The sequence below is a fragment of the Citrobacter sp. wls710 genome, assembly GCF_005281115.1.
Classification (GTDB): Bacteria; Pseudomonadota; Gammaproteobacteria; order Enterobacterales; family Enterobacteriaceae; genus Citrobacter; species Citrobacter werkmanii.
This window is the reverse complement of record NZ_SZXD01000011.1, coordinates 190612-214852: the sequence shown is the minus strand read 5'-3', so window position 1 is coordinate 214852 and position 24241 is coordinate 190612. Positions and strand designations below refer to the sequence as shown.

At 51.7% G+C, this 24241-nt stretch carries 23 protein-coding genes; 8 read left to right on the top strand and 15 right to left on the bottom strand.

Features of this window, described 5'->3' with window-relative positions; all coding sequences use genetic code 11:
• Positions 1-20 precede the first annotated feature (20 nt).
• Genes FDX14_RS05250 through rfaD form a run of 7 tightly spaced genes read right to left on the bottom strand, consistent with a single transcriptional unit; the run spans position 21 to position 7283 of the window.
• Positions 21-965 (bottom strand): glycosyltransferase family 8 protein, encoded by a 945-nt coding sequence (locus tag FDX14_RS05250; protein ID WP_042311579.1) that lies wholly within the window; start codon positions 963-965, stop codon positions 21-23.
• Positions 966-2021: a lipopolysaccharide core heptosyltransferase RfaQ gene (gene rfaQ / locus FDX14_RS05245; RefSeq protein ID WP_137349137.1), complete on the bottom strand. Its 1056-nt coding sequence runs from the start codon at positions 2019-2021 to the stop codon at positions 966-968.
• Between the two features lies 1 nt (position 2022).
• Complete coding sequence (locus tag FDX14_RS05240; protein WP_079225817.1) at positions 2023-3036, bottom strand: glycosyltransferase family 2 protein; 1014 nt, start codon at positions 3034-3036, stop codon at positions 2023-2025.
• Positions 3033-4313 carry an O-antigen ligase family protein gene (locus FDX14_RS05235; RefSeq protein WP_137349136.1) on the bottom strand — a complete coding sequence of 427 codons (1281 nt, stop codon included), beginning with the start codon at positions 4311-4313 and terminating at the stop codon, positions 3033-3035. Before FDX14_RS05235 ends, FDX14_RS05240 begins: the two co-directional genes overlap by 4 nt.
• A 16-nt stretch (positions 4314-4329) precedes the next feature.
• Positions 4330-5298, bottom strand: coding sequence for a lipopolysaccharide heptosyltransferase RfaC (gene rfaC, locus FDX14_RS05230; protein ID WP_137349135.1), 969 nt, complete (start codon positions 5296-5298; stop codon positions 4330-4332).
• A gap of 3 nt (positions 5299-5301) precedes the next feature.
• On the bottom strand, positions 5302-6348 hold the full coding sequence (gene rfaF / locus FDX14_RS05225) for an ADP-heptose--LPS heptosyltransferase RfaF (protein WP_137349134.1): 1047 nt from the start codon (positions 6346-6348) through the stop codon (positions 5302-5304).
• A gap of 2 nt (positions 6349-6350) precedes the next feature.
• On the bottom strand, positions 6351-7283 hold the full coding sequence (gene rfaD / locus FDX14_RS05220) for an ADP-glyceromanno-heptose 6-epimerase (protein ID WP_003827312.1): 933 nt from the start codon (positions 7281-7283) through the stop codon (positions 6351-6353).
• Between the two features lie 214 nt (positions 7284-7497).
• Here rfaD and kbl point away from each other — a divergent pair, with 214 nt between their 5' ends.
• The 3 genes from kbl to FDX14_RS05205 all read left to right on the top strand — a co-directional run bounded on the left by kbl (position 7498) and on the right by FDX14_RS05205 (position 10959).
• The gene (gene kbl / locus FDX14_RS05215; RefSeq protein WP_087857212.1) at positions 7498-8694 is read left to right on the top strand and encodes a glycine C-acetyltransferase; all 1197 of its coding nucleotides are present in this window, start codon (positions 7498-7500) and stop codon (positions 8692-8694) included.
• Positions 8695-8703: 9 nt separating this feature from the next.
• Positions 8704-9729 (top strand): L-threonine 3-dehydrogenase, encoded by a 1026-nt coding sequence (tdh, locus tag FDX14_RS05210; RefSeq protein WP_137349133.1) that lies wholly within the window; start codon positions 8704-8706, stop codon positions 9727-9729.
• Positions 9730-9921: 192 nt separating this feature from the next.
• A complete protein-coding gene (locus FDX14_RS05205; protein ID WP_061380911.1) occupies positions 9922-10959 on the top strand; it encodes a glycosyltransferase in 1038 nt (345 codons plus the stop codon).
• On the opposite strand, the gene FDX14_RS05200 is transcribed toward FDX14_RS05205, so the two are convergent.
• The 3 genes from FDX14_RS05200 to gpmM are packed head-to-tail and all read right to left on the bottom strand — an operon-like array spanning position 10960 to position 14724.
• The gene (locus FDX14_RS05200) at positions 10960-11883 is read right to left on the bottom strand and encodes a divergent polysaccharide deacetylase family protein (RefSeq protein WP_137349132.1); all 924 of its coding nucleotides are present in this window, start codon (positions 11881-11883) and stop codon (positions 10960-10962) included. It lies immediately after the preceding gene.
• Positions 11884-11886: 3 nt separating this feature from the next.
• On the bottom strand, positions 11887-13146 hold the full coding sequence (gene envC, locus FDX14_RS05195; RefSeq protein ID WP_233639320.1) for a murein hydrolase activator EnvC: 1260 nt from the start codon (positions 13144-13146) through the stop codon (positions 11887-11889).
• Positions 13147-13179: 33 nt separating this feature from the next.
• Positions 13180-14724: a 2,3-bisphosphoglycerate-independent phosphoglycerate mutase gene (gene gpmM / locus FDX14_RS05190; protein ID WP_137349131.1), complete on the bottom strand. Its 1545-nt coding sequence runs from the start codon at positions 14722-14724 to the stop codon at positions 13180-13182.
• Positions 14725-14973: 249 nt separating this feature from the next.
• On the opposite strand from gpmM, the gene FDX14_RS05185 reads away from it, so the two are divergent.
• From FDX14_RS05185 to cysE, 5 genes are all read left to right on the top strand, one after another.
• Positions 14974-15405, top strand: coding sequence for a rhodanese-like domain-containing protein (locus FDX14_RS05185; RefSeq protein ID WP_003024148.1), 432 nt, complete (start codon positions 14974-14976; stop codon positions 15403-15405).
• Positions 15406-15457: 52 nt separating this feature from the next.
• A complete protein-coding gene (gene grxC, locus FDX14_RS05180) occupies positions 15458-15709 on the top strand; it encodes a glutaredoxin 3 (RefSeq protein ID WP_003024152.1) in 252 nt (83 codons plus the stop codon).
• Positions 15710-15755: 46 nt separating this feature from the next.
• Complete coding sequence (gene secB / locus FDX14_RS05175; RefSeq protein WP_003024155.1) at positions 15756-16223, top strand: protein-export chaperone SecB; 468 nt, start codon at positions 15756-15758, stop codon at positions 16221-16223.
• Entirely contained in the window at positions 16223-17242 is a 1020-nt protein-coding gene (gene gpsA, locus FDX14_RS05170; RefSeq protein ID WP_008786462.1) for an NAD(P)H-dependent glycerol-3-phosphate dehydrogenase, read from the top strand. Before secB ends, gpsA begins: the two co-directional genes overlap by 1 nt.
• 78 nt (positions 17243-17320) lie before the next feature.
• The gene (cysE, locus tag FDX14_RS05165) at positions 17321-18142 is read left to right on the top strand and encodes a serine O-acetyltransferase (RefSeq protein WP_016154965.1); all 822 of its coding nucleotides are present in this window, start codon (positions 17321-17323) and stop codon (positions 18140-18142) included.
• A gap of 86 nt (positions 18143-18228) precedes the next feature.
• Here cysE and trmL read toward each other — a convergent pair whose 3' ends face one another.
• From trmL to lldP, 5 genes are all read right to left on the bottom strand, one after another.
• On the bottom strand, positions 18229-18702 hold the full coding sequence (gene trmL, locus FDX14_RS05160) for a tRNA (uridine(34)/cytosine(34)/5-carboxymethylaminomethyluridine(34)-2'-O)-methyltransferase TrmL (protein ID WP_003827329.1): 474 nt from the start codon (positions 18700-18702) through the stop codon (positions 18229-18231).
• 46 nt (positions 18703-18748) lie between these two features.
• A complete protein-coding gene (locus tag FDX14_RS05155; protein ID WP_042311600.1) occupies positions 18749-20089 on the bottom strand; it encodes an MFS transporter in 1341 nt (446 codons plus the stop codon).
• Positions 20090-20410: 321 nt separating this feature from the next.
• Positions 20411-21601, bottom strand: a complete 1191-nt coding sequence (gene lldD, locus FDX14_RS05145) for an FMN-dependent L-lactate dehydrogenase LldD (protein WP_137349129.1) — start codon at positions 21599-21601, stop codon at positions 20411-20413.
• Positions 21598-22374, bottom strand: a complete 777-nt coding sequence (lldR, locus tag FDX14_RS05140) for a transcriptional regulator LldR (RefSeq protein ID WP_079225820.1) — start codon at positions 22372-22374, stop codon at positions 21598-21600. Before lldR ends, lldD begins: the two co-directional genes overlap by 4 nt.
• Positions 22371-24026: an L-lactate permease gene (gene lldP, locus FDX14_RS05135; protein ID WP_137349128.1), complete on the bottom strand. Its 1656-nt coding sequence runs from the start codon at positions 24024-24026 to the stop codon at positions 22371-22373. Before lldP ends, lldR begins: the two co-directional genes overlap by 4 nt.
• Positions 24027-24241: the final 215 nt, after the last annotated feature.

Genomic DNA, 24241 nt, shown 5'->3' with positions numbered 1-24241 from the left:
CCCGAAAGGGAGTTTTTTATTTAGCGCAATTTCGTTTTGAGATATTTTAGATACCATTTGATAGAAGCGCAGTAATTTCCCCTTTTGGCTTCCTGACGTGAGTAAACCCGATAATCAGTAGGCCTCATTCGTGGGGCATAAGAGCGCATTTCTGTAGTCTGCCAGGGTGTGAAATGATGGTAGAAAAGATACAGTTGCTGTGAAAGCCCAGTGTGCTCTTTATACCATGGCTTTCGTCCACCGGTGAAATGGATAATACGTGGCAGGATATCTTTTTGATAGAAGAAGCTATCTTTTTGTTGGTCGTTAAACCAGTTAAACAAAAAATTCCATCGATTATCAATAAATTTGACATTGCCATCCATTGCGATATTCAGAGCATCTTGATCAAAGTAAGGTAGACTTTTTCCCTGTTCAAATAGTACAGTATTTGCTTTGTTTTCGATGTCGAACTTAATCCAATTTGCGATATTAATATACAAAAAACCGGCATTGAAGTAATGACCTGTACTGAGACCCAGGCGTTTAGCATTTTTTGTATCATGGATATCGAGCGAGTCATGGCTGACTGCGCAAATGACGTTACTGATATCAATACTGTTAATATCATTGAGTTTATCAAAACATAGAGTATCGGCATCTAAATAGATAAAGTACTCAACTTTATCTTTTAGTAAGCGCGGAACGGCAAGGCGCATATAGGTCGAACGGTTCAGATGTTTGATTGCAAAGTCATTGTTATACTTTTCAATCTCCTCTTTATCAATATTGATAACCTGAATTTTATCACTGGTTGAGCGCAGTTTATTGATTTCGTCGTCCGAGACATCATAGACAAAAACGAAAAATGACAGGTCTTGTCCTGGGTTGTTCATTATGACAGACATAATGGACACTGCTACATATTCCAGATAATTAGCATCTGTGCAGTAAGCAATATTAATAACGTTATTTTTGTTGTCCATTTATGCTTTCTCATTACCTTTATCATTGCCACTATCATGAAGTACCCTATCGATAGCGTCAATCACGGCTTGCTCCGGTATCCATGTTAAATATTTTTTTGACCTGTCGAGTTCATCTCTGGAGGGCATTGGATGGTAATCACCAGCCCAAATCAACACGGCGTTATCTGACCATGGTCTCCATTGCTGATAATTGGTCGCGCCAAACAGACAGACCTGAGGTGTTCCTAATGCTGCCGCCATATGCATAGGCGCGGAATCGACCCCGATGTAAAGAACGGCATGGTCGATTAACGCAGTCAACTGCAGGAAGGTTGTTTTGCCTGCCAGTGCCAGGTCAGGGGCAGATTGACACAGTTCAGCAATGCGCTGGACTTGCTGTTGCTCACTTTGTGCTGGCCCACAGGTGAGGTAAACATGCAGACCACGCTGATGCAGATGGTCAATCACATGGGCGAATTTATCATCATCCCAACATTTAAATTCTTGTCTGGCAGTAGGTTGAATAACGACATATTTTTGTGAAGATAATGCCGGAAGTTGGGAAACCAAATGGTGGTAATCATCCTGGCGATAGTGCAGTGACATCTCTTTTTTCAGATCTGCTTCGCTAAACCCGATACCCTTTAAAATGGATAGATTTTGTTCAACTATGTGCGTGCCGGTCATCGGTGTAACACGTGAAAAAAGATTGTTCCATTGTTTCTTATCACGCTCAAATGCAATTGAGGGGCGACGTAAGGAGGCAACAAGAGCGCCAATCGGCCATTGCTCGGTTAGGTTAACGATCAGGTCATAGTGATTTTTTTTCAGCTGTTGACGCACTGAAAGATAATTTTTTACTGTATCTAAAAGGCCTTTCTTTTTCTCAATGAGATAAAAATTATTGATACTTTCATTTGCTGCCAAAATTGATTTTGTATCTTTATAAAGAAGCAGATCGATTTTAGCATGAGGATAACGAGCCTGAATGCTGGCAATAACAGGTGTTGTTAACAGAACATCACCATAGAATTTGAGCTTGCAAATAAGAACACGGTCGACTTTATCAAACATGTTAAAATCCCTTTCGAAAAAATAAACTTTTGCAAGCGGATAGTATCTTATATCTAATTTCAGAAATTGAACGATCAATATGCGGGTATTTCATCTTAAGGATTATTTTATTCTTAACGATTTTTGTATCGCAGCACGCAAGCGCATTCTGAATGTCATTCAACATACTTTCGTTATAACGATAGTAGCCTTTTTTCTTGCGTAAAAGTTTGCGGCCTTCCAGAAAACAATTGATGATCATTAATGTGGCGACGGTACGTTTCTCGTTATTTTCATTCACATAGTTATACATTTTTCGCATAGCAAAGAAGATGCTGTCCGCATCGCTATCAATAATATTTTCGGTAATGCTTTTTTCATTTACCCGATAGTAATATAATTTATTCTCTATCTTTAATATGTTATGACACTTAAAGTATTGGAAGGGACAAAAAATCATGTCTTCATATCGACGATGTTCTTCGAATCGATCGTTGCCAATAATGTCGCGGTGAAAAATTTTTGTCATGAGATGCCATTGCCCGGCACGAAAAGTTGGCAACAGGGGAGCATAGTTATCATCAGCCAAAATAATTTCGTGTTGAGCCAGGGTATTCTTTGCGCCAGGTTTATTCTGATACAGATTGTTTATATTTCGAGTTAAATTGAATTCCACAATATCATATTTTCCCTCCCTCAATTTAGGGAGGAGGATAGTGAAATAATCTGCACAGACAATGTCATCGCTGTCGACAAAACCAATATACTTTCCCGTTGCCTGGGTCAATCCGACGTTGCGGGTGATTGCAACACCTTGATTTTTCTGGCTTATATATTTTACATTGTTGCAGTTATGCTCATGATAAAATGCCTTGATGCGCTCTTCCGTTAAATCTGTTGAACCATCATTAACAATTATTATCTCCACCTCATCAGTGATGCTCTGATGGATCGATGTCAACGTAGCTGTGATGAGTTCAGCATTGTTATAGGTAGGTATAATTATGCTCAGCAAATAACCTGAAGCGTTAATCATGGCATTGTTCTCTCGTTGAATTTCGAGCTCAGCATTGCTGCTACACATAACGCCAGCACACTGCTCAAGGCTTCACCTTTGGCATACAATAATAAATCACTCAAGCCATAGATAGCGATAGCGCTTGAGATGACGAACAACAGAGGACTGCGTTGCCAGTAAGCTGTTAAAAACATGGCAGTATAGAGCAAGAGTAGCACAATCGCCCCAGGGATGCCCTTCAGCGAAAAGGTATCAACGATTTCGTTATGCAGATGGACGTTCAGGAACACTAGCGCCCCTTGCAGAGAGGTATCTTGCACAGCAAGTTGCTGAATTTCTGCACCACGTTGTTCAAGTGACTGCCCCCCGAGATGTACTTTCCCTGCCTCAATACCTGCTCGTTGCATTGCAAGCCGCGCGCCAATAGAGGTATTACTATTGTTCTGGTTGTAAGAGTGCACATCCAGCATAAAATTTTGGTAGCGATGTTCAAGTACTGGCTTTAAAGGGATGGCCGCCAGACCTACCAGTATCACGAAGCCCAATAATGCTTTAAACAACATGGTACGGTTGTGGCGATGGTGCATGAGAAACAGGACGATACTCAGGATCGGGTATACCAAAATCGCCGCCCGGGTTTGTGTGGTAATAATAACCGCCAGCGAGATCAAAAAATGTAACAGATACAGTGAAACGGTATGTTTCATACGCAGGTTGATAATGGCCTGAGACGCCAATAAGCCGATCAATGTCAGCGCATAAGCTGTGCCGGTTTGGTGTTCAAAACCAAGTGCTACGCGGTATTTTAAAGGTTCAGTTGCTCCGGCAAGTTGATATCCCGCGAAAAGGTACAAACCGATTGCTGTAAGAATAACCCAGACACTGGTGATGCGGGCTTTATTGGCACACGGCGCTCGCGATGTTAGCGCGGTCATCACCAGTGCGGCAAAAAGCATCACTTTGCCACCGTTCTGGTATGAGCGGTAGGCTCCGGTAAAGGCTGAGCCTGGTTGTTTAAATATTTCTACCCAAATAATCTGCAGCAAACCGAAGAGTAGCAACATAAAAGGCAAAACCAGATTCTTTTTGTTACTGCATACATGCTTTAAGTTTTTACCTATAAGAGGCAGAGACAGAGCCGTGGAAAAAATAAATATTTTCAGTGCTTCATCTGGATTGACTAGCACCATCCCGAGTGTAGCAAGTATCCCGACATAAAATAAGAAGTATATAAAATCAAATGGATTATTTTTTATACTATATATAAAGCGAGAAAACATTTGTTGGTGAAGCATGGTTCATCTCTTAAAGTTAAAGCAAATTATTATCAACCAGCGATGCGTTGACTAAACTAGCATCCAGATCCTGCAATTTTCCGGAATGGCTCTGTTGTGTATATTGGTTTTTCCCATATCCCCCAATCAGTCCCGGATCCGTTGGGCCATACAGCGTTATATTGGGGCGATCCAATGCGGCGGTTAAATGGCTTAGGCCTGTATCAACCGACACTACAAATTTGGCCCCCGCCAGAACGCGGGCGACCTCCTCCAGACTCATCCGTGGCAGGACATCAACATAAGTAAACCCTTCCGCCAGTCGCTTGGCACGCGCTTCTTCATGTGCGGCTCCCCAGGGCAGTTTAATGCGTATGCCTGCATTGTTTAACAGGCCAATCAGCTCCCGCCAGTTGGCTTCCGGCCAGTGCTTATCATCACGGGTCGTGGCATGCAGAAACACCGCATACTGCGCTGTATCAGCATTTACTTCCGTCAAAAAATGCTGAGCGATAGCGTAATCACCCTGCGATTGCGGTTTGGTATATCCCAGACTTTTTGCGAACAATTCACGCGTACGTTCTACGGCGTGCTGTTGCCTGGCAATATGGTGCTTGCGATTATAAAACAGGCTCGCCAGCGGTTCACGGGCCGTGCTCCAGTCCATACCATGCTTGATCCCGTGTGCCAGACGGGTAACCAGCGCCGCGCTTTTTACCAGCCCCTGGGCATCAATTATCGCGTCATACTGCTGTAAACGGACGGCATCACGAAACGCTTTACGCTCGGCTTTAATCGGCGCGGAAAACCACGCTTTACGCCAGCGGCGGATCGCCACCGGTATCACGCGGTCAACGGCCGAATGCCAGGAGGGGATCTGAGCGAACCCTTCTTCCACCACCCAGTCAAAGTGAATATCCGGTATGGCCTGCTGCGCATCGGTTAATGCGGGCAACGTATGCAGCACATCGCCCATAGACGATGTTTTAACGATCAGAACCCGCATCCGTCAGGCTTCCTCTTGTAACAACAGGTCATTCAGTTCTTCCAGTACGCGCTGAGGAGTGATGTCGATCAGGCTCTGGTGATAACCTTCTGCTGCATCGCCCTTACGCACCTTGTGGTAGCCCGTAATCAGGCGGATGACTCGCGCTTTGTGCGACAACGGCGGGGTAAAGTCCGGACTACTTGGACCATACAATGCTACCAGAGGTCGATTCAACGCGGCGGCAACGTGCATTAATCCAGAATCATTGGTAACAACCGCTTTGCAGGCGGCGAGCAGAATGACCGCTTGCTCCAGCTGCGTTTCGCCCGCCAGATTACGGCACCAGGCCTGCTGTTCAACACTCAGCGTAGCGAGGATCTCATTTCCTGCTTCGTGGTCTTTTGCCGAGCCAAACAGCACAATCTGATGACCTTCATCGATCAATTGTTTCGCCAGTTCCGCATAGTGATAATGTGGCCAGCGTTTCGCCGGACCAAATTCCGCACCTGGGCAAAAACCGATGATCGGACGTTCGGCAGAAAGAGAAAACTGACTACAGGTCAGTGATTTTTCACCTTCGCTGACCTGCAACTGCGGCCATAGCAGAGGCTGCGGCAAATCTTTGGCCGTCAGCATCACGCCTTTATCATAGGCCAGAGCCACATAGCGCTCGACCATCAACGGCCATGCTTCTTTATCCAACACGCGCGCATCGTTTAGCAGGCCGTAGCGCATCTCGCCACGCCAGCCGGTACGATGGGGAATGCCAGCAAAAAATGGCACCAGAGCGGATTTAAACGAATTAGGCAGCACCCAGGCGCGATCATAGCGTTTCTCACGCAGGCTATGACCAAGCTTACGGCGCTCGCCGATCTCCAGCGCGCCATGTCCCAGCGGCATGGCGATGGCTTCGTTGACTTCAGGCATACGCGACAGCAGCGGACGGCACCACGCCGGTGCCATCACGTCGATTATCGCCTGGGGATAGCGCGCCTTGAGCGTGCGATAGAGACTTTGCGACATCATCATGTCGCCCACCCAGGACGGGCCTACCACCAAAATTTTCATACTTATGCGTCGCGGTTCAGCCAGGCCATATATTCCGTTACGCCTTCGGCAACGGTCTTGAACGGCTTGTCATATCCTGCAGCGCGCAGGTTAGTCAGATCTGCCTGAGTAAATGCCTGGTAGCGGCCTTTCAGTTTTTCCGGGAATGGAATGTACTCAATGCTCCCTTTTTTATGGTACGCCAGCGTTGCGTCGGCAACGGCCTGGAAAGATTCCGCGCGACCGGTACCGAGGTTAAAGATGCCGGAAACCCCATTTTCGAGGAACCACAGATTTACCGCTGCCACATCGCCAACATAAACGAAATCACGTTTGAAGTTTTCACTGCCTTCGAACAGTTTTGGTGTTTCGCCATTGTTAAGCTGGGTGTTGAGGTGGAAAGCGACGCTTGCCATGCTGCCTTTGTGGCCTTCACGCGGTCCGTAGACATTGAAATAGCGGAAGCCAACAATCTGAGAGTTGGCTTCTGGCAGGATCTGGCGCACGTATTCGTCGAACAGGAATTTTGAGTAGCCATAGACGTTCAGTGGTTTCTCATATTCACGGGATTCGATGAAATCAGATGTACGACCGCCGTAAGTCGCGGCGGAAGAGGCGTACAGGAACGGAATTTCGCGCTCCAGGCAGTAGTGCAGCAGCTCTTTGGAGTATTGATAATTGTTATCCATCATATACTTGCCATCCCACTCGGTGGTGGAGGAGCATGCGCCTTCGTGGAAAATCGCTTCGATATCGCCGAAATCTTCGCCAGCCATAATCTGGATCAGGAAGTCTTCCTTGTCCATGTAGTCAGCAATATTCAGGTCCACCAGGTTAACAAATTTAGTGCCGTCTTTCAGGTTGTCCACCACCAGAATATCGGTGATGCCTTTATCATTCAGGGACTTAACGATGTTGCTGCCGATAAAGCCCGCGCCGCCGGTAACGATGATCATAAATGTAACCTTCGAATTATGGAGTCAGAGACAATCTCAGACACGAATACTTCTATCATATCACTACATGGTCCAGGCTTCAGCCATTCACCGATAAGCTGTGCGGGTACGCGTGATTTATGCTTCATTTTGAAGAAGTGATGATGCGTCATCTCGTATCAATGTATAGCTTTGGGTAATATGTGCTGAAATTTGCCCAGTCTGGAGAATTGAAATGCGTGGGGATTTTTACAAACAGTTAACCAACGATCTCGAAACCGCACGTGCGGAAGGATTGTTTAAAGAAGAGCGCATTATTACATCTGCCCAGCAGGCGGATATCACCGTGGCAGATGGAAGCCACGTCATTAACTTTTGTGCGAACAATTATTTGGGGCTGGCTAACCACCCGGAACTGATTGCAGCGGCAAAAGCGGGTATGGATTCTCACGGGTTTGGCATGGCTTCGGTACGCTTTATTTGCGGAACCCAGGACAGCCATAAGCAACTGGAGCAAAAACTGGCGGCTTTCCTCGGTATGGAAGATGCCATCCTTTACTCTTCCTGCTTTGACGCCAACGGCGGTCTGTTTGAAACGCTGTTGGGCGCAGAAGACGCGATCATCTCCGATGCCCTGAACCATGCTTCAATCATTGATGGCGTTCGTCTGTGTAAAGCGAAGCGTTTCCGTTACGCCAACAACGACATGGTCGAGCTGGAAGCGCGTCTGAAAGAGGCGCGCGAAGCGGGGGCTCGTCATATCCTGATTGCCACCGATGGCGTGTTCTCTATGGATGGCGTGATTGCGAACCTGAAAGGCGTCTGCGATCTGGCGGACAAGTACGATGCGCTGGTCATGGTTGATGACTCCCATGCGGTCGGCTTTGTCGGCGAAAATGGTCGTGGCTCTCATGAATACTGTGACGTGATGGGCCGTGTGGACATCATTACCGGTACGCTGGGTAAAGCGCTCGGCGGCGCATCCGGTGGTTACACCGCGGCCCGTAAAGAGGTCGTTGAGTGGCTGCGTCAGCGTTCCCGCCCTTATCTGTTCTCCAACTCACTGGCTCCGGCGATTGTGGCTGCTTCCATTAAAGTGCTGGAAATGGTCGAGCAAGGTAGCGAACTGCGCGATCGCTTGTGGGCGAACGCGCGCCAGTTCCGCGAGCAAATGTCTGCCGCAGGCTTTACCTTAGCCGGTGCGGACCACGCGATTATCCCGGTTATGCTGGGTGATGCGGTGGTGGCGCAGGAGTTTGCCCGTGAACTGCAAAAAGAGGGGATTTACGTTACTGGATTCTTCTATCCAGTGGTTCCAAAAGGCCAGGCGCGTATCCGTACTCAGATGTCTGCAGCGCATACCCCTGAGCAGATTACGCGTGCTGTTGAGGCGTTCACACGCATTGGTAAACAACTGGGCGTTATTGCCTGAGGATGTGAAATGAAAGCGTTATCCAAACTGAAAGCGGAAGAGGGCATTTGGATGACCGACGTTCCTGAACCGGAAGTCGGCCATAACGATTTGCTGATTAAAATCCGTAAAACAGCCATCTGCGGGACTGACGTTCACATTTATAACTGGGATGACTGGTCGCAAAAAACCATCCCGGTTCCGATGGTCGTGGGGCATGAATATGTCGGCGAAGTTGTTGGCATCGGTCAGGAAGTTAAAGGCTTTAAAATCGGCGATCGAGTTTCTGGCGAAGGCCATATCACCTGCGGGCATTGCCGTAACTGCCGTGGTGGGCGTACTCACCTGTGCCGCAATACGACCGGTGTCGGTGTAAACCGTCCTGGTTGTTTTGCACAATACCTGGTGATCCCGGCATTTAACGCTTTTAAAATTCCGGACAATATCTCCGATGATCTGGCGTCTATCTTCGATCCGTTCGGTAATGCGGTACACACGGCGCTGTCGTTCGATCTGGTGGGTGAAGATGTGCTGGTATCCGGCGCGGGTCCAATCGGTATTATGGCGGCGGCGGTCGCGAAGCACGTTGGCGCACGCCACGTGGTGATCACCGACGTGAATGAGTATCGTCTTGAGCTGGCGCGCAAAATGGGCATCACCCGCGCGGTCAACGTATCGAAAGAAAATCTGACCGACGTGATGGCTGAGCTGGGCATGACCGAAGGGTTTGATGTAGGCCTGGAGATGTCCGGTGCGCCGCCAGCGTTTCGCACTATGCTGGACACCATGAACCACGGTGGGCGTATTGCTATGCTGGGGATCCCTCCGTCAGATATGTCTATCGACTGGACAAAGGTTATCTTTAAGGGGCTGTTTATTAAAGGTATCTACGGTCGCGAGATGTTTGAAACCTGGTACAAAATGGCTGCACTGATTCAGTCTGGTCTGGATTTGTCGCCAATCATCACCCATCGATTCTCGATCGATGAATTCCAGCAAGGCTTTGACGCGATGCGTTCAGGCCAGTCAGGGAAAGTGATCCTGAGCTGGGATTAACCGTATCCACGTAGTGGATTCTGTATGTTATCCCCGGATGTTGACTATCGTTAACCCTCCGGGGATTTTTTTGTTTGCTGCGCTCACTCGTCCGGCGCATTTTCCGCTAAAGGTTTGAGAAATTTTCTCTGAAGATTTACCGCTAAATATGTTAGAAATTGCCGTTAATTATACTGTTTGGCAGGATTTGACATGACCTATACCCCCGGCCTATTGAGCGTCATTATGCCGCTCTACAATACGGGTGAACCATTCATTGCGTGTATGGATTCGCTGATTGCGCAAACGTGGAAAAATCTGGAGATCATCATTGTTAATGATGGCTCTACGGATAACTCTGCGCAGCTCGCACAGGCATATGCGGATCGTTATCCGCACGTTCATCTACTGCATCGGCGGAACGGGGGAGTCTCAGCGGCGCGTAATACCGGGATGGAAGTCGCCAGGGGTGAGTACATCGCTTATGTTGACGGCGATGATATTGCTTATCCGGAAATGTATGAAACGTTGATGAATATGGCGCTGCAGGACAATCTGGATGTGGCGCAGTGCAATGCCGATTGGTGTATTGCGGAGACGGGGCATACATGGGCATCCATTCCTACCGATCGTATACGTTCTACTGACGTGATGACCGGACCGGACTGGTTAAGAAAAGCGTTAGCCAGCCGCCGCTGGCGGCATGTTGTCTGGATGGGCGTATATCGTCATCAGACGATCCGCGACGCGGGGCTGACCTTCCTGTCTGGCCTGCACCACCAGGATATCATCTGGACCACGGAATTTATGTTTAACGCCAAACGCGCGCGCTATACGGAAGTTCCATTGTACAAATACTTTCTGCACGGCGCGTCCGTGAGTCGTCTGCCGCGTACCGGGCTGAAGAACCTCGCCTATCAGCGCCACTACATCAAAATTACCCGCCTGCTCGACAAGATGAATCACGAGTACGCCGGGCGCATTCCCATTTATCCGGAATTCAAACAGCAGGTGATTTACGAAGCGCTACGCGTTTGTCATTGCATACGTAAAGAGCCGGATGAAAAAATCCGCCAGCGTATGATTGCTGAAGTATTTGTGTCGGGTATGTTCAAACGGATGGTAAGTAATATCTGCAGCGTTAAGCTGGGTTATCAGGTGCTGCTGTGGGCCATCCGTTTTAGCCAGTGGCGCGATAAATCACTGACGCCGCGCCGCCTGGCCCATTTAACGCTGGAACTTAACGACTGATTATTGCCAGCCCTGCCACTGCAGGCGCATATACTGCACCAGCGTGCTTTGGGTGATGCTTTCACCGAGTACGGTGAAGAATCGACTGGCGTAAATGGGTTCTAACGGCTGTTTCGGTTTGCACAATTTCACACCACGGAAAGGATTATGTGGTGCGCTGTTATTCGGCGGCGTGAGGTTGGGTCTGGAGGTATCGACCTGCGGTTCATTGAGCAGACTGCTCGGGCGAACCAGCGTAATATCGGCTGGCAGATTATAAAGCATCTGCTGTAATACTCGCACCGTGGAAGGGTGAGGGTGACCAATGGCGATTGCTGAGCCGTTGCGGCGTGCAAGATCGACGGCGCGAGTAAACTGACGACGAATGTCAGCTTCATTTTGTGTGTCATCCAGGAAGACTTTGCGTTTGATGACCTTCACACCGGTTCCTGACGCTGCGCGCATGGCCTGGCTGTTGCCGATAGTCATGCTGTCCAGAAAGTAGAGATCGTAACGCTCCAGCGCCTGCATCACCTTCTGCATGCCAAACAGGCTGGAAGTCATCGCGCTACCCATATGGTTGTTCAGCCCCACGGCATTCGGCACTTTACTTACCGCGTCGCGAATAATGCGCTCAATCTCTTCGCTGCTCATTTCCGGGCGCAAAGTATCTTTCTCTAACGGTTGTTTGCTCAGCGGCGCCATCGGCAGATGGATTAACACTTCATGCCCGCTGTTATGCGCTTTAATCGCCATTTCACGTGCGTGTGGGGCATTAGGGAGAACGGCAACCGAGATGGTGGAAGGCATCGCCAGTACCTGATTTTCAGTTTGTGGGCGATAGCCGAAATCATCAATAACGATGGCGAGTTTGCCAGCAAAAACAGGTGTTACGAAGGCCAGCACGCTGGCAAGAGAGAGTAATTGACGACGAAATTGAGGCAAAACTTATCTTCCCAACCACGGCTGTGGATTGACCGCCTGACCCTGGCGACGAATTTCGAAATAGAGTGCCGGCCTGCCCTGACCGCCGCTGCTACCCACAAGTGCAATAGGCTGTCCGGCGCGAACCTGCGTACCGACGCTGACCAGCGCGCTCTGGTTATAACCGTACAGGCTCATATCGCCTTTACCGTGCTCAACCACCACCACCAGGCCATAGCCCTGCAGCCAGTCCGCCAGAATGACGCGACCATCGGCAATGGCTTTAACTTCGGTGCCTTCGGATGCGCCAATAACCATACCCTTCCAACGTAGCTCACCCTGCAGTTGTTCGCCATAACGATGCAGCGTTGGGCCACGAACGGGCCAGAATGCCTGGCCGCGCGGCGAACCCAGGCCACCGGTACGGGACATCAGTGATTTTTCGCTTTCGGTCGGCTTGTAGGTCGAGCCTTTTCGTGACGCATCCTTCTGCTTATCACGTACGGCCTGCGCCTCGCGCGCTTCACGTTCCGCGCGCGCTTTGGCCGCGGCTTCGGCGCGAGCAATGCTGTTGCGCAGACGGGATTCGTTAGCGCGCATTTCGCCCAGTTGCTGCTGGCCCTGTTGAATTGATGATTCCAGACCCGACAGTGTTTTCTGGCGTTCGTTACGCGCCTGCTCCAGCTTAGCCTGCTGAGCGCGTTGTTCGTACAGCAGGGTCTGCTGTTCGCTCTGCTTATCTTCCAGCTCGGCTTTTTGCGAGTCGACCTCTTCGCGGGTTTGTTTCAGCTGCGCGATAGTTTCTTGCCGCGCCTGGTTCAGGTAGCCGAAATAGGCCTGCAGGCGCTGTCCGCGCTGGCTTTCTTCGCCGCTGAGGATGAGCTGAATACCGGTGTGTTCACCCTGGCGAAACGCGGCGTCTAACTGTGCTGCCAGGCTGCGCTCTTGTGCTGCCCGCTGCTTTTCCAGCTTCGCGAGCGCGGCGTTCATCTCAGCGATTTGTGCGTTCAGCTGTGCCAATGAGTTTTGTGTTTCGCGCAGTTGCCTTGCGGCGACGGCAATAGCCTGTTCCTGAGCTTTAAGCTGAGCGAGGAGAGTGGAACGTTGTTGTTGCTGTTGGCGTACCGCGCGTTCTTTTGCCGCGATATCGGCCTGAATAGATTTGAGCTGATCGCGTTCGTCCGCGTGGGCGGAAAAGGCGCACAGCAATACGCCAGCGCTAAGCGCGCTGGCGTAGAACAAGGGCCTGACTGAAAACTTTGGCAGTTTCACGGCCCGAGTGATGGTATTAATCGCCTTTCCCCTCATGGGGAGGGATTATTCCACGATGAACAGCGGCTTACCAGTCATCTCTTGCGGGATTTCCATACCCATCAGCGTCAGCATCGTCGGGGCGATATCCGAAAGTTTACCGCCTTCGACCGCTTTAACGTTTTTACCACCGACATAAATCAGCGGAACAGGCAGGTTGGTATGCGCGGTATGCGCCTGGCCAGTAGACGGATCGCGCATTTGCTCTGCGTTACCGTGGTCTGCGGTGATCAGCAGCTGTCCACCAACGGATTCAACGGCTTTCGCTACCTGCTCAACGCAATGGTCCAGCGCTTCAACCGCTTTAACCGCTGCTTCCATCACCCCGGTGTGGCCAACCATGTCGCCGTTCGGATAGTTACAAATGATGGTGTCGTATTTACCACTCTCAATCGCTGCAACCAGCTTCTCGGTCAGTTCAGCAGAACTCATTTCCGGCTGCAGATCGTAGGTAGCGACTTTCGGAGAGTTGATCAGAATACGGTCTTCGCCTTTGAACGGCTCTTCTACACCGCCGTTGAAGAAGAAGGTTACGTGCGCATATTTTTCAGTTTCGGAAATACGCAGCTGCGTTTTTTCGTTCTTCGCCATCCACTCGCCAAAGGTGTTGGCCAGAGATGCTGGTGGGTAAGCAACCGCAGTTTTGATGTCTGCCGCGTATTCGGTCAGCATCACAAAGTTGAGGTTAACGACTTTCTTACGGGCGAAGCCGTCGAAATCAGCGTTAACAAATGCGCGAGTGATTTCACGCGCACGGTCAGCACGGAAGTTCATGAAAATCAGCGTATCGCCGTCTTCCATAGCTGCATCTGCCTGACCTTCGGCACGGATCACGGTCGCTTTGACGAATTCGTCGTTTTCGTCGCGGGCATAAGCAGCCTGCAGGCCTTCAACCGCCGTAGCGAACTGGAACTCGCCCTTTGCCAGCGTCATCAGATCGTAAGCCTGTTCTACGCGATCCCAACGGTTGTCGCGGTCCATAGCATAGTAACGACCGATGATGGACGCTACGCGACCTTTGCCCAGCGCGGCAAATTTCTCTTCGAATTTCTGCAGTGAATGTTCAGCGCTGCGCGGCGGGGTATCACGACCATCAAGGAAAGCGTGCAGATAGATTTTTTCCGCACCGCGTTCAGCGGCCAGTTCTACCATCGTCATGATGTGATCTTCGTGGCTGTGAACGCCGCCAGCAGAGAGCAGACCCATGATGTGTACCGCTTTTCCGGCATTTTTTGCCTGGTCGACCGCGTGGGTCAGCACCGGGTTAGCGAAGAAAGTACGTTCTTTGATTTCGACATCCAGACGGGTAAGGTCCTGATACACGATACGGCCCGCGCCCAGGTTGACGTGACCCACTTCGGAGTTGCCCATCTGGCGATCGGGTAGGCCGACTTCCAGACCAGACGCATCAATCAGGGTATGCGGACGTTTTGCCCACAGCGCATCCATTACCGGGGTTTTAGCACTAAAAATGGCGTTATCCTGGCTGTCTTCGCGATAGCCGTAGCCATCCAGAATCACCAGTACCATAGGTTTTTTAGAAACCGACATTGCGACAACCTCACACTCAATAGATAAAAAATAATTGCGTAATTTTACTACAGCTGAATCGATAAAGTAGCCCCCGAAGATCAAATAATGGGGGATCGCGTGCCAGGGGGAACACCGATTTACATTTTTTTTTCCGTAGCGCCCCGCAAAAATGCAATCCAATGCATGCTCTGGCTGTATTTGCGCCAACGCGCAGGTATACTCCTTTCCTGGTTTTTTTAATCACTGAGTCGGGAGTTGTTACCCCCCATGCAAGAAATTATGCAATTTGTTAGTCGCCACCCTGTCTTGAGTATCGCCTGGATTGCGTTACTGGCGGCTGTATTATTTACCACGTTTAAGAGCCTGACCTCAAAAGTGAAGGTGATTACTCGCGGCGAAGCTACACGTCTCATCAACAAAGAAGACGCCGTTGTTGTGGATTTACGCCAGCGCGACGACTTCCGCAAAGGCCATATCGCAGGCTCCACTAACCTGCTGCCGAGCGAAATCAAAGCCAACAATTTTGGCGAACTTGAAAAACACAAAAACAAACCTGTGATTGTGGTTGATGGTTCAGGCATGCAGTGCCAGGATTCAGCAACTGCGCTGATTAAAGCCGGTTTTGAGCAGGTATCCGTACTGAAAGACGGCGTAGCGGGCTGGAGTGGTGAGAATCTGCCACTGGTTCGCGGCAAGTAATTTACCCGTCTTCTTTCATGCCGCAGGGTAAAAAGAACACTGGAGATAAGTCATGGCCAATATTGAGATCTACACCAAAGCAACCTGCCCGTTTTGCCATCGCGCAAAAGCGCTGTTGAACAGCAAGGGTGTGAGTTTCCAGGAACTTCCGATTGACGGCGATGCCGTAAAGCGTGAAGAGATGATCAAACGCAGTGGCCGTACGACGGTTCCGCAGATTTTTATTGATGCACAGCACATTGGCGGTTGTGACGACTTGTATGCGTTGGATGCGCGTGGTGGACTGGATCCCCTGCTGCGATAAGGCGTACTGAAAGTATTTAAAGGACAACACTAAGGGTTTTCTAAACATGTCAGAACAAAATAACACTGAAATGGCTTTCCAGATCCAACGTATCTATACCAAGGATGTATCTTTCGAAGCGCCAAATGCACCGCATGTTTTCCAGAAAGATTGGCAGCCAGAGGTTAAACTTGATCTTGATACCGCATCTACCCAACTGGCAGATGACGTGTATGAAGTAGTGCTGCGTGTCACCGTAACGGCTTCTCTTGGCGAAGAAACGGCGTTCCTGTGTGAAGTTCAGCAGGGCGGTATTTTCTCCATCAGTGGTATCGAAGGGACTCAGATGGCGCATTGCCTGGGCGCATACTGCCCGAACATTCTGTTCCCGTATGCCCGCGAATGCATCACCAGTCTGGTTTCACGCGGTACGTTCCCGCAACTGAACCTTGCGCCGGTCAACTTTGATGCGCTGTTCATGAACTATTTACAGCAGCAGGCTGGCGAAGGTACTGAAGAACATCAGGATGCCTGATGAACCAAAGTAATGCTTCAATGACTGTGATTGGTGCCGGCTCGTACGGCACCGCTCTTGCTATTACCCTGGCAAGAAATGGCCATCAGGTTGTGCTGTGGGGCCATGATCCAAAACATATCGCGACCCTTGAGCACGATCGCTGCAACGTCGCGTTCCTCCCTGATGTGCCTTTTCCCGACACGCTGCGCCTGGAAAGTGATTTAGCCACTGCGCTGGCCGCCAGCCGTAATATTCTGGTGGTGGTGCCGAGCCACGTCTTTGGCGAAGTGCTGCGTAACATCAAACCGCTGATGCGTCCTGATGCGCGTCTGGTCTGGGCGACAAAAGGTCTGGAAGCGGAAACAGGGCGTCTGCTGCAGGATGTGGCGCGTGAAGCGCTGGGGGATTCTATTCCGCTGGCGGTCATCTCCGGCCCGACGTTCGCCAAAGAGCTGGCGGCGGGTATGCCGACGGCGATTTCTCTGGCCTCAACGGACGATACTTTCGCTGACGATCTCCAGCAGTTGCTGCACTGCGGCAAAAGCTTCCGCGTTTATAGCAACCCGGATTTCATTGGCGTGCAGCTTGGCGGCGCGGTGAAAAACGTCATTGCGATTGGTGCGGGGATGTCTGACGGCATCGGTTTTGGCGCAAATGCGCGAACCGCATTGATCACCCGTGGACTGACCGAAATGTCGCGTCTTGGCGCGGCGCTGGGTGCCGATCCTGCCACCTTTATGGGGATGGCGGGTTTAGGCGATCTGGTGCTGACCTGTACCGACAACCAGTCGCGCAACCGTCGATTTGGCATGATGCTCGGCCAGGGGATGGACGTGCAGGGTGCGCAGGACAAGATTGGTCAGGTGGTGGAAGGCTACCGCAATACGAAAGAAGTTCGTGAATTGGCGCACCGTTTTGGTGTTGAGATGCCAATAACCGAGGAAATTTATCAAGTATTGTATTGCGGAAAAAACGCGCGCGAGGCAGCATTAACGTTATTAGGCCGTGCGCGCAAGGACGAGCTGAGTCGCCACTAGCTGTAAGGATCTGTTGAATAATAACGACCCGACCCGCGAAGAACGGGTCGGTCGTTTTGCTACCTTCTGGAGTACGCAATGCCGTGTGAAGAACTGGATATCGTCTGGAAAAACATTAAAGCGGAAGCCCGGGCACTGGCGGAATGTGAGCCTATGCTGGCCAGTTTTTATCACGCAACGCTGCTCAAGCATGAAAACCTCGGCAGCGCGCTGAGCTATATGCTGGCGAATAAGCTCGCGTCTCCAATCATGCCTGCCATTGCGATTCGCGAAGTCGTGGAAGAGGCCTACGCGGCCGATCCTGAAATGATTGCCTCAGCGGCTTGTGATATCCAGGCGGTACGCACACGCGACCCGGCCGTCGACAAATATTCCACCCCACTTCTGTATCTGAAGGGCTTTCATGCGCTTCAGGCCTACCGCATCGGCCACTGGCTATGGCATCAGGGGCGTCAGGCGCTGGCAATCTTTCTGCAAAATCAGGTATCTGTTTCTTTCCAGGTAGATATTCATCCGGCGGCAAAAATTGGCCGTGGGATTATGCTCGATCACGCTACCGGTATTGTGGTGGGTGAAACCGCTGTAATTGAAAACGATGTCTCTATTTTGCAATCCGTTACGCTTGGCGGGACCGGTAAAGCGGGCGGCGATCGTCATCCAAAAATTCGTGAAGGGGTGATGATTGGCGCGGGCGCGAAAATTCTCGGCAACATTGAAGTCGGGCGCGGCGCAAAGATTGGCGCGGGTTCCGTCGTTTTACAACCCGTACCGCCACACACTACCGCCGCAGGTGTTCCGGCACGCATTGTCGGCAAACCTGACAGCGATAAGCCGTCTATGGATATGGATCAGCATTTCAACGGGATACATCATACGTTCGAGTACGGCGACGGCATCTGATTTCGAGCCATGCACGGTGGCGCTGCGTTTACTGGGCCTACGTGGTATTTGTAGGTCGGATAAGGCGTCAGCCGCCATCCGACAAATCAACTACGCAATACCGCGCCAGGATATCCCAACTGGCGCCAGGCCTCATACACCACCACCGACACCGCATTTGACAGGTTCATGCTACGACTGTCCGGCATCATCGGAATACGAATTTTTTGTTCGGCCGGCAGAGCGTCGAGGATACTGGCTGGCAGACCGCGTGTTTCCGGGCCAAACATAAGATAATCCCCATCCTGATAACTTACCGCGCTGTGCGCTGGCGTACCTTTGGTGGTCAGGGCAAACAGACGCTGCGGGTTTTCTGCGGCGACGAAGGCGGCGTAATCAGGGTGGCGCAGCACGGCGGTAAATTCATGATAATCCAGCCCCGCACGACGCAGGCGCTTGTCGTCCCAGGTAAAGCCCATCGGCTCAATAATATGCAGACGAAAGCCGGTATTGGCGCAAAGACGGATAATATTGCCGGTATTTGGCGGGATTTCTGGTTCGAATAAAACGATGTTAAGCATACTGCCCCCTTAATAACGGGGGGCAGAATAGCAGAAAGAGCGGGTACTATGCGACGGTCAGCGCGTGCGGTTTATAGCGTTGCAGTTTGTAAATTGTCGCCGCAGCAGCGAGCAGCGCGGGAAGGCTAAGGAACATTAAGATACTATCAGCCTGCCATTGCAGGGAAAGCAGCTGGGCGCTCATCATCGTTCCGGCCACGCCGCCGAATCGGCCTACTCCCTGCATCCACGCAATACCCGTCGCGCGGCAGTGGGTAGGATAGAACGTCGCAGCCAGCGTCTGTAGCCCGGACTGCGCACCGTTCATGGTAATCCCCATCAGGAAGATCAGGGCGCCGAACAGGATGATATGGTTATGCTCAAAACCGAGGGCGAGGGCAAACAGCATCGTCAGGATAAAGCCGAGTGACACCACTTTATGTGCTTCCCAGCGATCCATTAACCAACCGGCCAGCAGGATCCCCGCCGTACCGCCGAAGGTAAACAGTGAGGTTAACCAGGCCGATTCCGCCAGTGGATAGCCCATGCCCAACATCAGGGTTGGCATCCAGCTCAGCAGTACGTAATAGATAACCAGCCCCATAAAGTAGGTCAGCCACAGCATCAGCGTGCCCGGCAGCCAGGGCATACTGAACAATTGCGCCACGCTGCCTTTTTTGACCGTAACCTTGTCTTCATCCAGATAAAACTGGGTGACCTGTTCCAGACTGCCCGACATAAAGCGTTGGGCAATACGTTTCACCTGCGCAACGCTTTTACCACGGTGCACCAAATACTTAACCGACTCCGGTAGGAACAGCACTAACAGCACAGTGAGCGTCAGCGGGGCGATTGCGCCAGCGAGCAGCACGCTGTGCCAGCCGTAGTTGGGGATCAGCCAGGAGGAGATGACGCCACCGCCCGCAGCCCCTAACGGAAAGCCGCAATACATGGTGTTTATTGCCATCGAACGGCAGCGTTTGGGCGCAAATTCTGACACAAGGGTAATGGCATTAGGCATTGCCGCGCCGAGTCCAAGCCCGGTGAGAAAGCGCCAGAAGGTCAACATATTCAGCGTCTGTGCATAGGCGGTGCCGAGACTGGCGAGACCAAAGAACAAACAGGAAAAGACCAGAACGCGCTTACGGCCCATCCGATCGGAAATCGGTCCGGCTAATAATGCGCCAAATGAGAGACCCAATAATGCGGCGCTTAAAACAGGCCCGAGATCCTGCTTCTGGATGCCCCAGTCGGCAGAGAGCGTGGGCGCAATATAACCCATCGCCGCGGTATCGAAGCCGTCAATGGCTAACACCAGAAAGCCCAGGACAATAATCACCCAATGAAAGCGTGAAAAAGGACTGTCGTCTATCGCCTGCTGGATATTCACTTTACCGGAATAAGCCATGTCACCCTCGCCCGTTATGATGGTTGTTATCTACCCGTCATACTTCAAGCTGCATGTGCGTTGGCTTTCCTCGCTCACCCCAGTCACGTACTTATGTACGCTCCTGAGATTCGCTGCGTTGCCGCCTTCCTGCAGCTCGAATTATTTGGGTATCTGTATAAAATGCCCTTGTATTAGCTTGTATATACATTTGGCAGGTGGATAAAAAGTTGTCAAATATATTGGTTGTAAATGTTAACTGGTCGTTATTTTTGCATAAAAAATGGCCGGACTGAGAACAGGCCGACCATGCAGAAAACACGATTTTTACGGGAGAGAGTGTTACGCAGCGCTACCCTGAGCCAGAGGCGCTAATGCAGCAGGCAGGCTCTTACCCAGCTCCTGTACCAGAGAATCGCGGCTGATTTCACTAATCGATTTCGCACCGGTTAAGGTCATCGCCACCTTCATCTCTTTCTCGATTAGGTTCAACAGGTTCGCCACACCGGCCTGGCCGTGGGTGGCGAGCGCGTACAGATAAGCACGCCCCAGCAGAACGCTATCCGCGCCCAGCGCAATCATGCGCACAACGTCCAGACCGTTACGGATACCGCTGTCTGCCAGAATGGTGATATCGCCTTTCACCGCATCGGCAATGGCGGGCAGCGCGCGAGCAGAAGACAGCACGCCATCTAACTGGCGGCCACCGTGGTTAGAAACGACAATACCATCCGCGCCGAAACGGACGGCATCGCGGGCATCTTCCGGATCGAGGATCCCTTTGATCACCATCGGGCCATCCCAGAATTCGCGGATCCACTCAAGGTCTTTCCACGAAATTGACGGATCGAAGTTATTCGCCAGCCAGCCAATGTAATCCTCAAGGCCGGTAGGTTTGCCAAGATAGGTTGAGATATTGCCTAAATCATGCGGACGACCGTTCAGGCCCACGTCCCATGCCCACTGCGGATGGGTAACCGCTTGCCAGTAACGACGCAGCGCGGCGTTGGGACCGCTCATTCCGGAATGGGCGTCACGGTAGCGTGCGCCAGGTGTTGGCATATCGACGGTAAAGACCAACGTAGAGCAGCCCGCCGCTTTGGCGCGCTCCAGCGCGTTGCGCATAAAGCCACGATCGCGCAGAACATATAACTGGAACCACATTGGGCGCCTGATGGTCGGCGCGACTTCTTCAATTGGACATACGGAAACCGTGGAAAGCGTAAACGGAATGCCTTTGGCGTCAGCGGCAGCGGCGGCCTGCACTTCGCCCCGGCGCGCATACATTCCGCACAGGCCGACAGGCGCGAGGGCCACGGGCATGGAGAGCGTTTCGTTGAACAGCTTTGTCTCGAGGCTCAGATCGGACATATTCTTCAGCACACGCTGTCGCAGCGCCACTTCCGACAGGTCTTCGACGTTGCGGCGCAGAGTGCGCTCTGCATACGCGCCGCCGTCAATGTAGTGGAACAAGAAAGGGGGCAAAATACGTTGGGCTGCGGCGCGATAGTCGCTGGCTGCTGAAATAATCATGTGTTGTTCTCCCTGCTATTCTCACCAGGGTCACCGGGCAGGCGGGTTATACGCGCCTGACGGGCCTGATCTTCGTCAAATTGTTTAATCGTGGTGTGGACAAAGCTGAGGTGCGCCATCATGGCCTTACGCGCGCCATCGGCATCACCGGCGATAATGGCGTCCAGCACGGCCTGATGTTGTTCTGTAAGCTGTGAAAATACGGGCGGCACAAGATACATACGTTGGCGGCTCTGTTTTACCGAAGACTGCAATACGTCGAAGAAACCGCGCATGGTCTGTAACAGCACCACGTTATGCGAGGCTTCCGCAATGGCGAGATGAAAGCGCACGTCCGCCTGTGAGGCGAGATCTGGATCTTCGCTTTGCGTAGCCTCGAAACAGAGTCTGATCTTCTCTTTGTCGGCGCTGGTGGCCCGCATGGCTGCGTGCCAGGCGGTACTGGCTTCAATGGCGTGGCGGGCTTCCAGAATATCGAAGCTGTAATCAGGATCGTCCGCCAGCAGGGTTTTCAGCGGCTGAACGATGTTTTGTTCAGACCAGGCTTCATGCTGCCAGCGAACAAACGTCCCGCCGCCGCGACGGCTGATCAACACGCCTTCACTCACCAGCTTTGCTAACGCCTCGCGCAGCGAGTTGCGCGACACGCCGAGCTGTACGGCCAACTGGCGCTCAGCGGGCAACTTCATGCCCGCCTCCAGCTGTTGTTCTTCAATCAGCGCCCGCACACGAGATGCGACCTCGTCTGACAGGCGTCTGGGCATCACAATCATGGAATCATCCAGGTTAAGACATAAGCCTGCAGGGTGGTAATCACCCCCACCATACAGGTGAAAATCAGGCTATGTTTCACGGTAAAGCGGAACAGATCAGACTCTTTCCCCACTAATCCCACTGCCGCACAGGCGATAGCGATAGACTGTGGAGAGATCATCTTGCCGGTCACGCCGCCGGTGGTATTTGCCGCCACCATCAGCACATCCGAAACGCCGATTTGCTGAGCTGCGGTGGCCTGCAGGGCGGCAAACAGGGCGTTAGATGAGGTATCGGACCCGGTCAGGAATACCCCCAGCCAGCCGAGGAACGGCGAGAAGAAAGTAAACGCGCTGCCAGTGTGCGCCAGGGCCAACGCCAGGGTTGATGAAAGCCCGGAGTAGTTAGAGATAAACGCGAATGCCAGCACCATCCCGATGGAATAGATTGGTAGCGCCAGATCTTTCAGCGTGTTGCCAAAGGTCTGCAGCGCAGCGGACGGCTTCATCTTCAGCCAGACGATAGACAGCAGAGCGGCAAACAGAATCGCGGTACCGGTCGCGGAGAACCAGTCAAATTTGTACACCGCCGCGTAGGCTGTGGCTTCGTGTACGACCGGTGGCATACGGGCTACCAGCTTGTCGAGGAACGGAACCGGAATATTGACCACCCAGTGGTACATCGCGCCACCCGGCGCAAACAGCGCTTTAAACGGCGGTATGCTCCACAGCGTGACGGTGGCTGTCAGGAACAGGAACGGGGACCAGGCGCGGATGATTTGCCCTGCAGTGTAGCGGGTGCGCGACAGGTCCATATCGACCTGCGAAGCGCCCATATCGCCGAAGCGGAAGATACGTACCGGCTGCCAGCGTTGCAGGAACAGCGTCAGACACACCAGTGAGACCAGCGAAGAGATGATGTCCGGTAGTTCCGGCCCGATAAAGTTCGAGCTGAGATACTGGGCGATAGCAAACGAGCCGCCAGCGACCATTACCGCAGGCCAGGTTTCTTTCACGCCGCGCCAGCCATCCATAATCGCCATAATCCAGAACAGCACGATAATCGTCAGGAACGGCAACTGACGACCGACCATCTGGCCAATCTCAAAGCTGTCCAGTCCGGTAACCTGGCCGGCAACCAGAATCGGAATGCCCATTGCGCCAAAGGCGACTGGCGCGGTATTCACGATCAAGCACAGCCCGGCCGCGTACAGCGGGTTAAAGCCCAGACCCACCAGCAGCGCGGCGGTAATGGCGACCGGTGCGCCAAAGCCTGCCGCCCCCTCAAGGAATGCTCCAAAGGAGAAACCGACGATCAGCATTTGCAGACGCTGGTCTGGGGTAATGGAGAGTATTGATGAACGGATGATGTCGAACTGCCCGGTTTTTACCGAGATTTTATAAACGAATACTGCTGCGATGATTATCCAGGCAATCGGCCACAAACCATAAAAGAAGCCGTATACCACCGAGGCCAGAGCGTGATCGACCGGCATTTTGTAGAACAGTAGGGCGACAGCCAGAGCGATCACTACCGTCCATGACGCCGCAACATAGCCTTTCAGCTTGAGCTTAATCAGGGCGAAGAAAAAGAACAGGATTGGGAGCGATGCGATCAGACTGGAAAGCCAGATGTTACCGGCCGGATCGTAGTTCTGTTGCCAGAGATTCATTGCAGGTCTCCTGGGGGCCTTAGACATAATGAAATGAGTCTTTGCTCATCTCTTCGTCACATTATGTGTAAAAGTGGCCCTGCCAATATTGTTGTGTAGGGGTAATGACAATGAATGGTTAATCAGATGTTATTTATTGGCAACGGTATTGTACGCGAATTTTAATGAAATGTGAGGTGATGGTAGGATCTGGTTATAATTGGTAGGGCCAATTG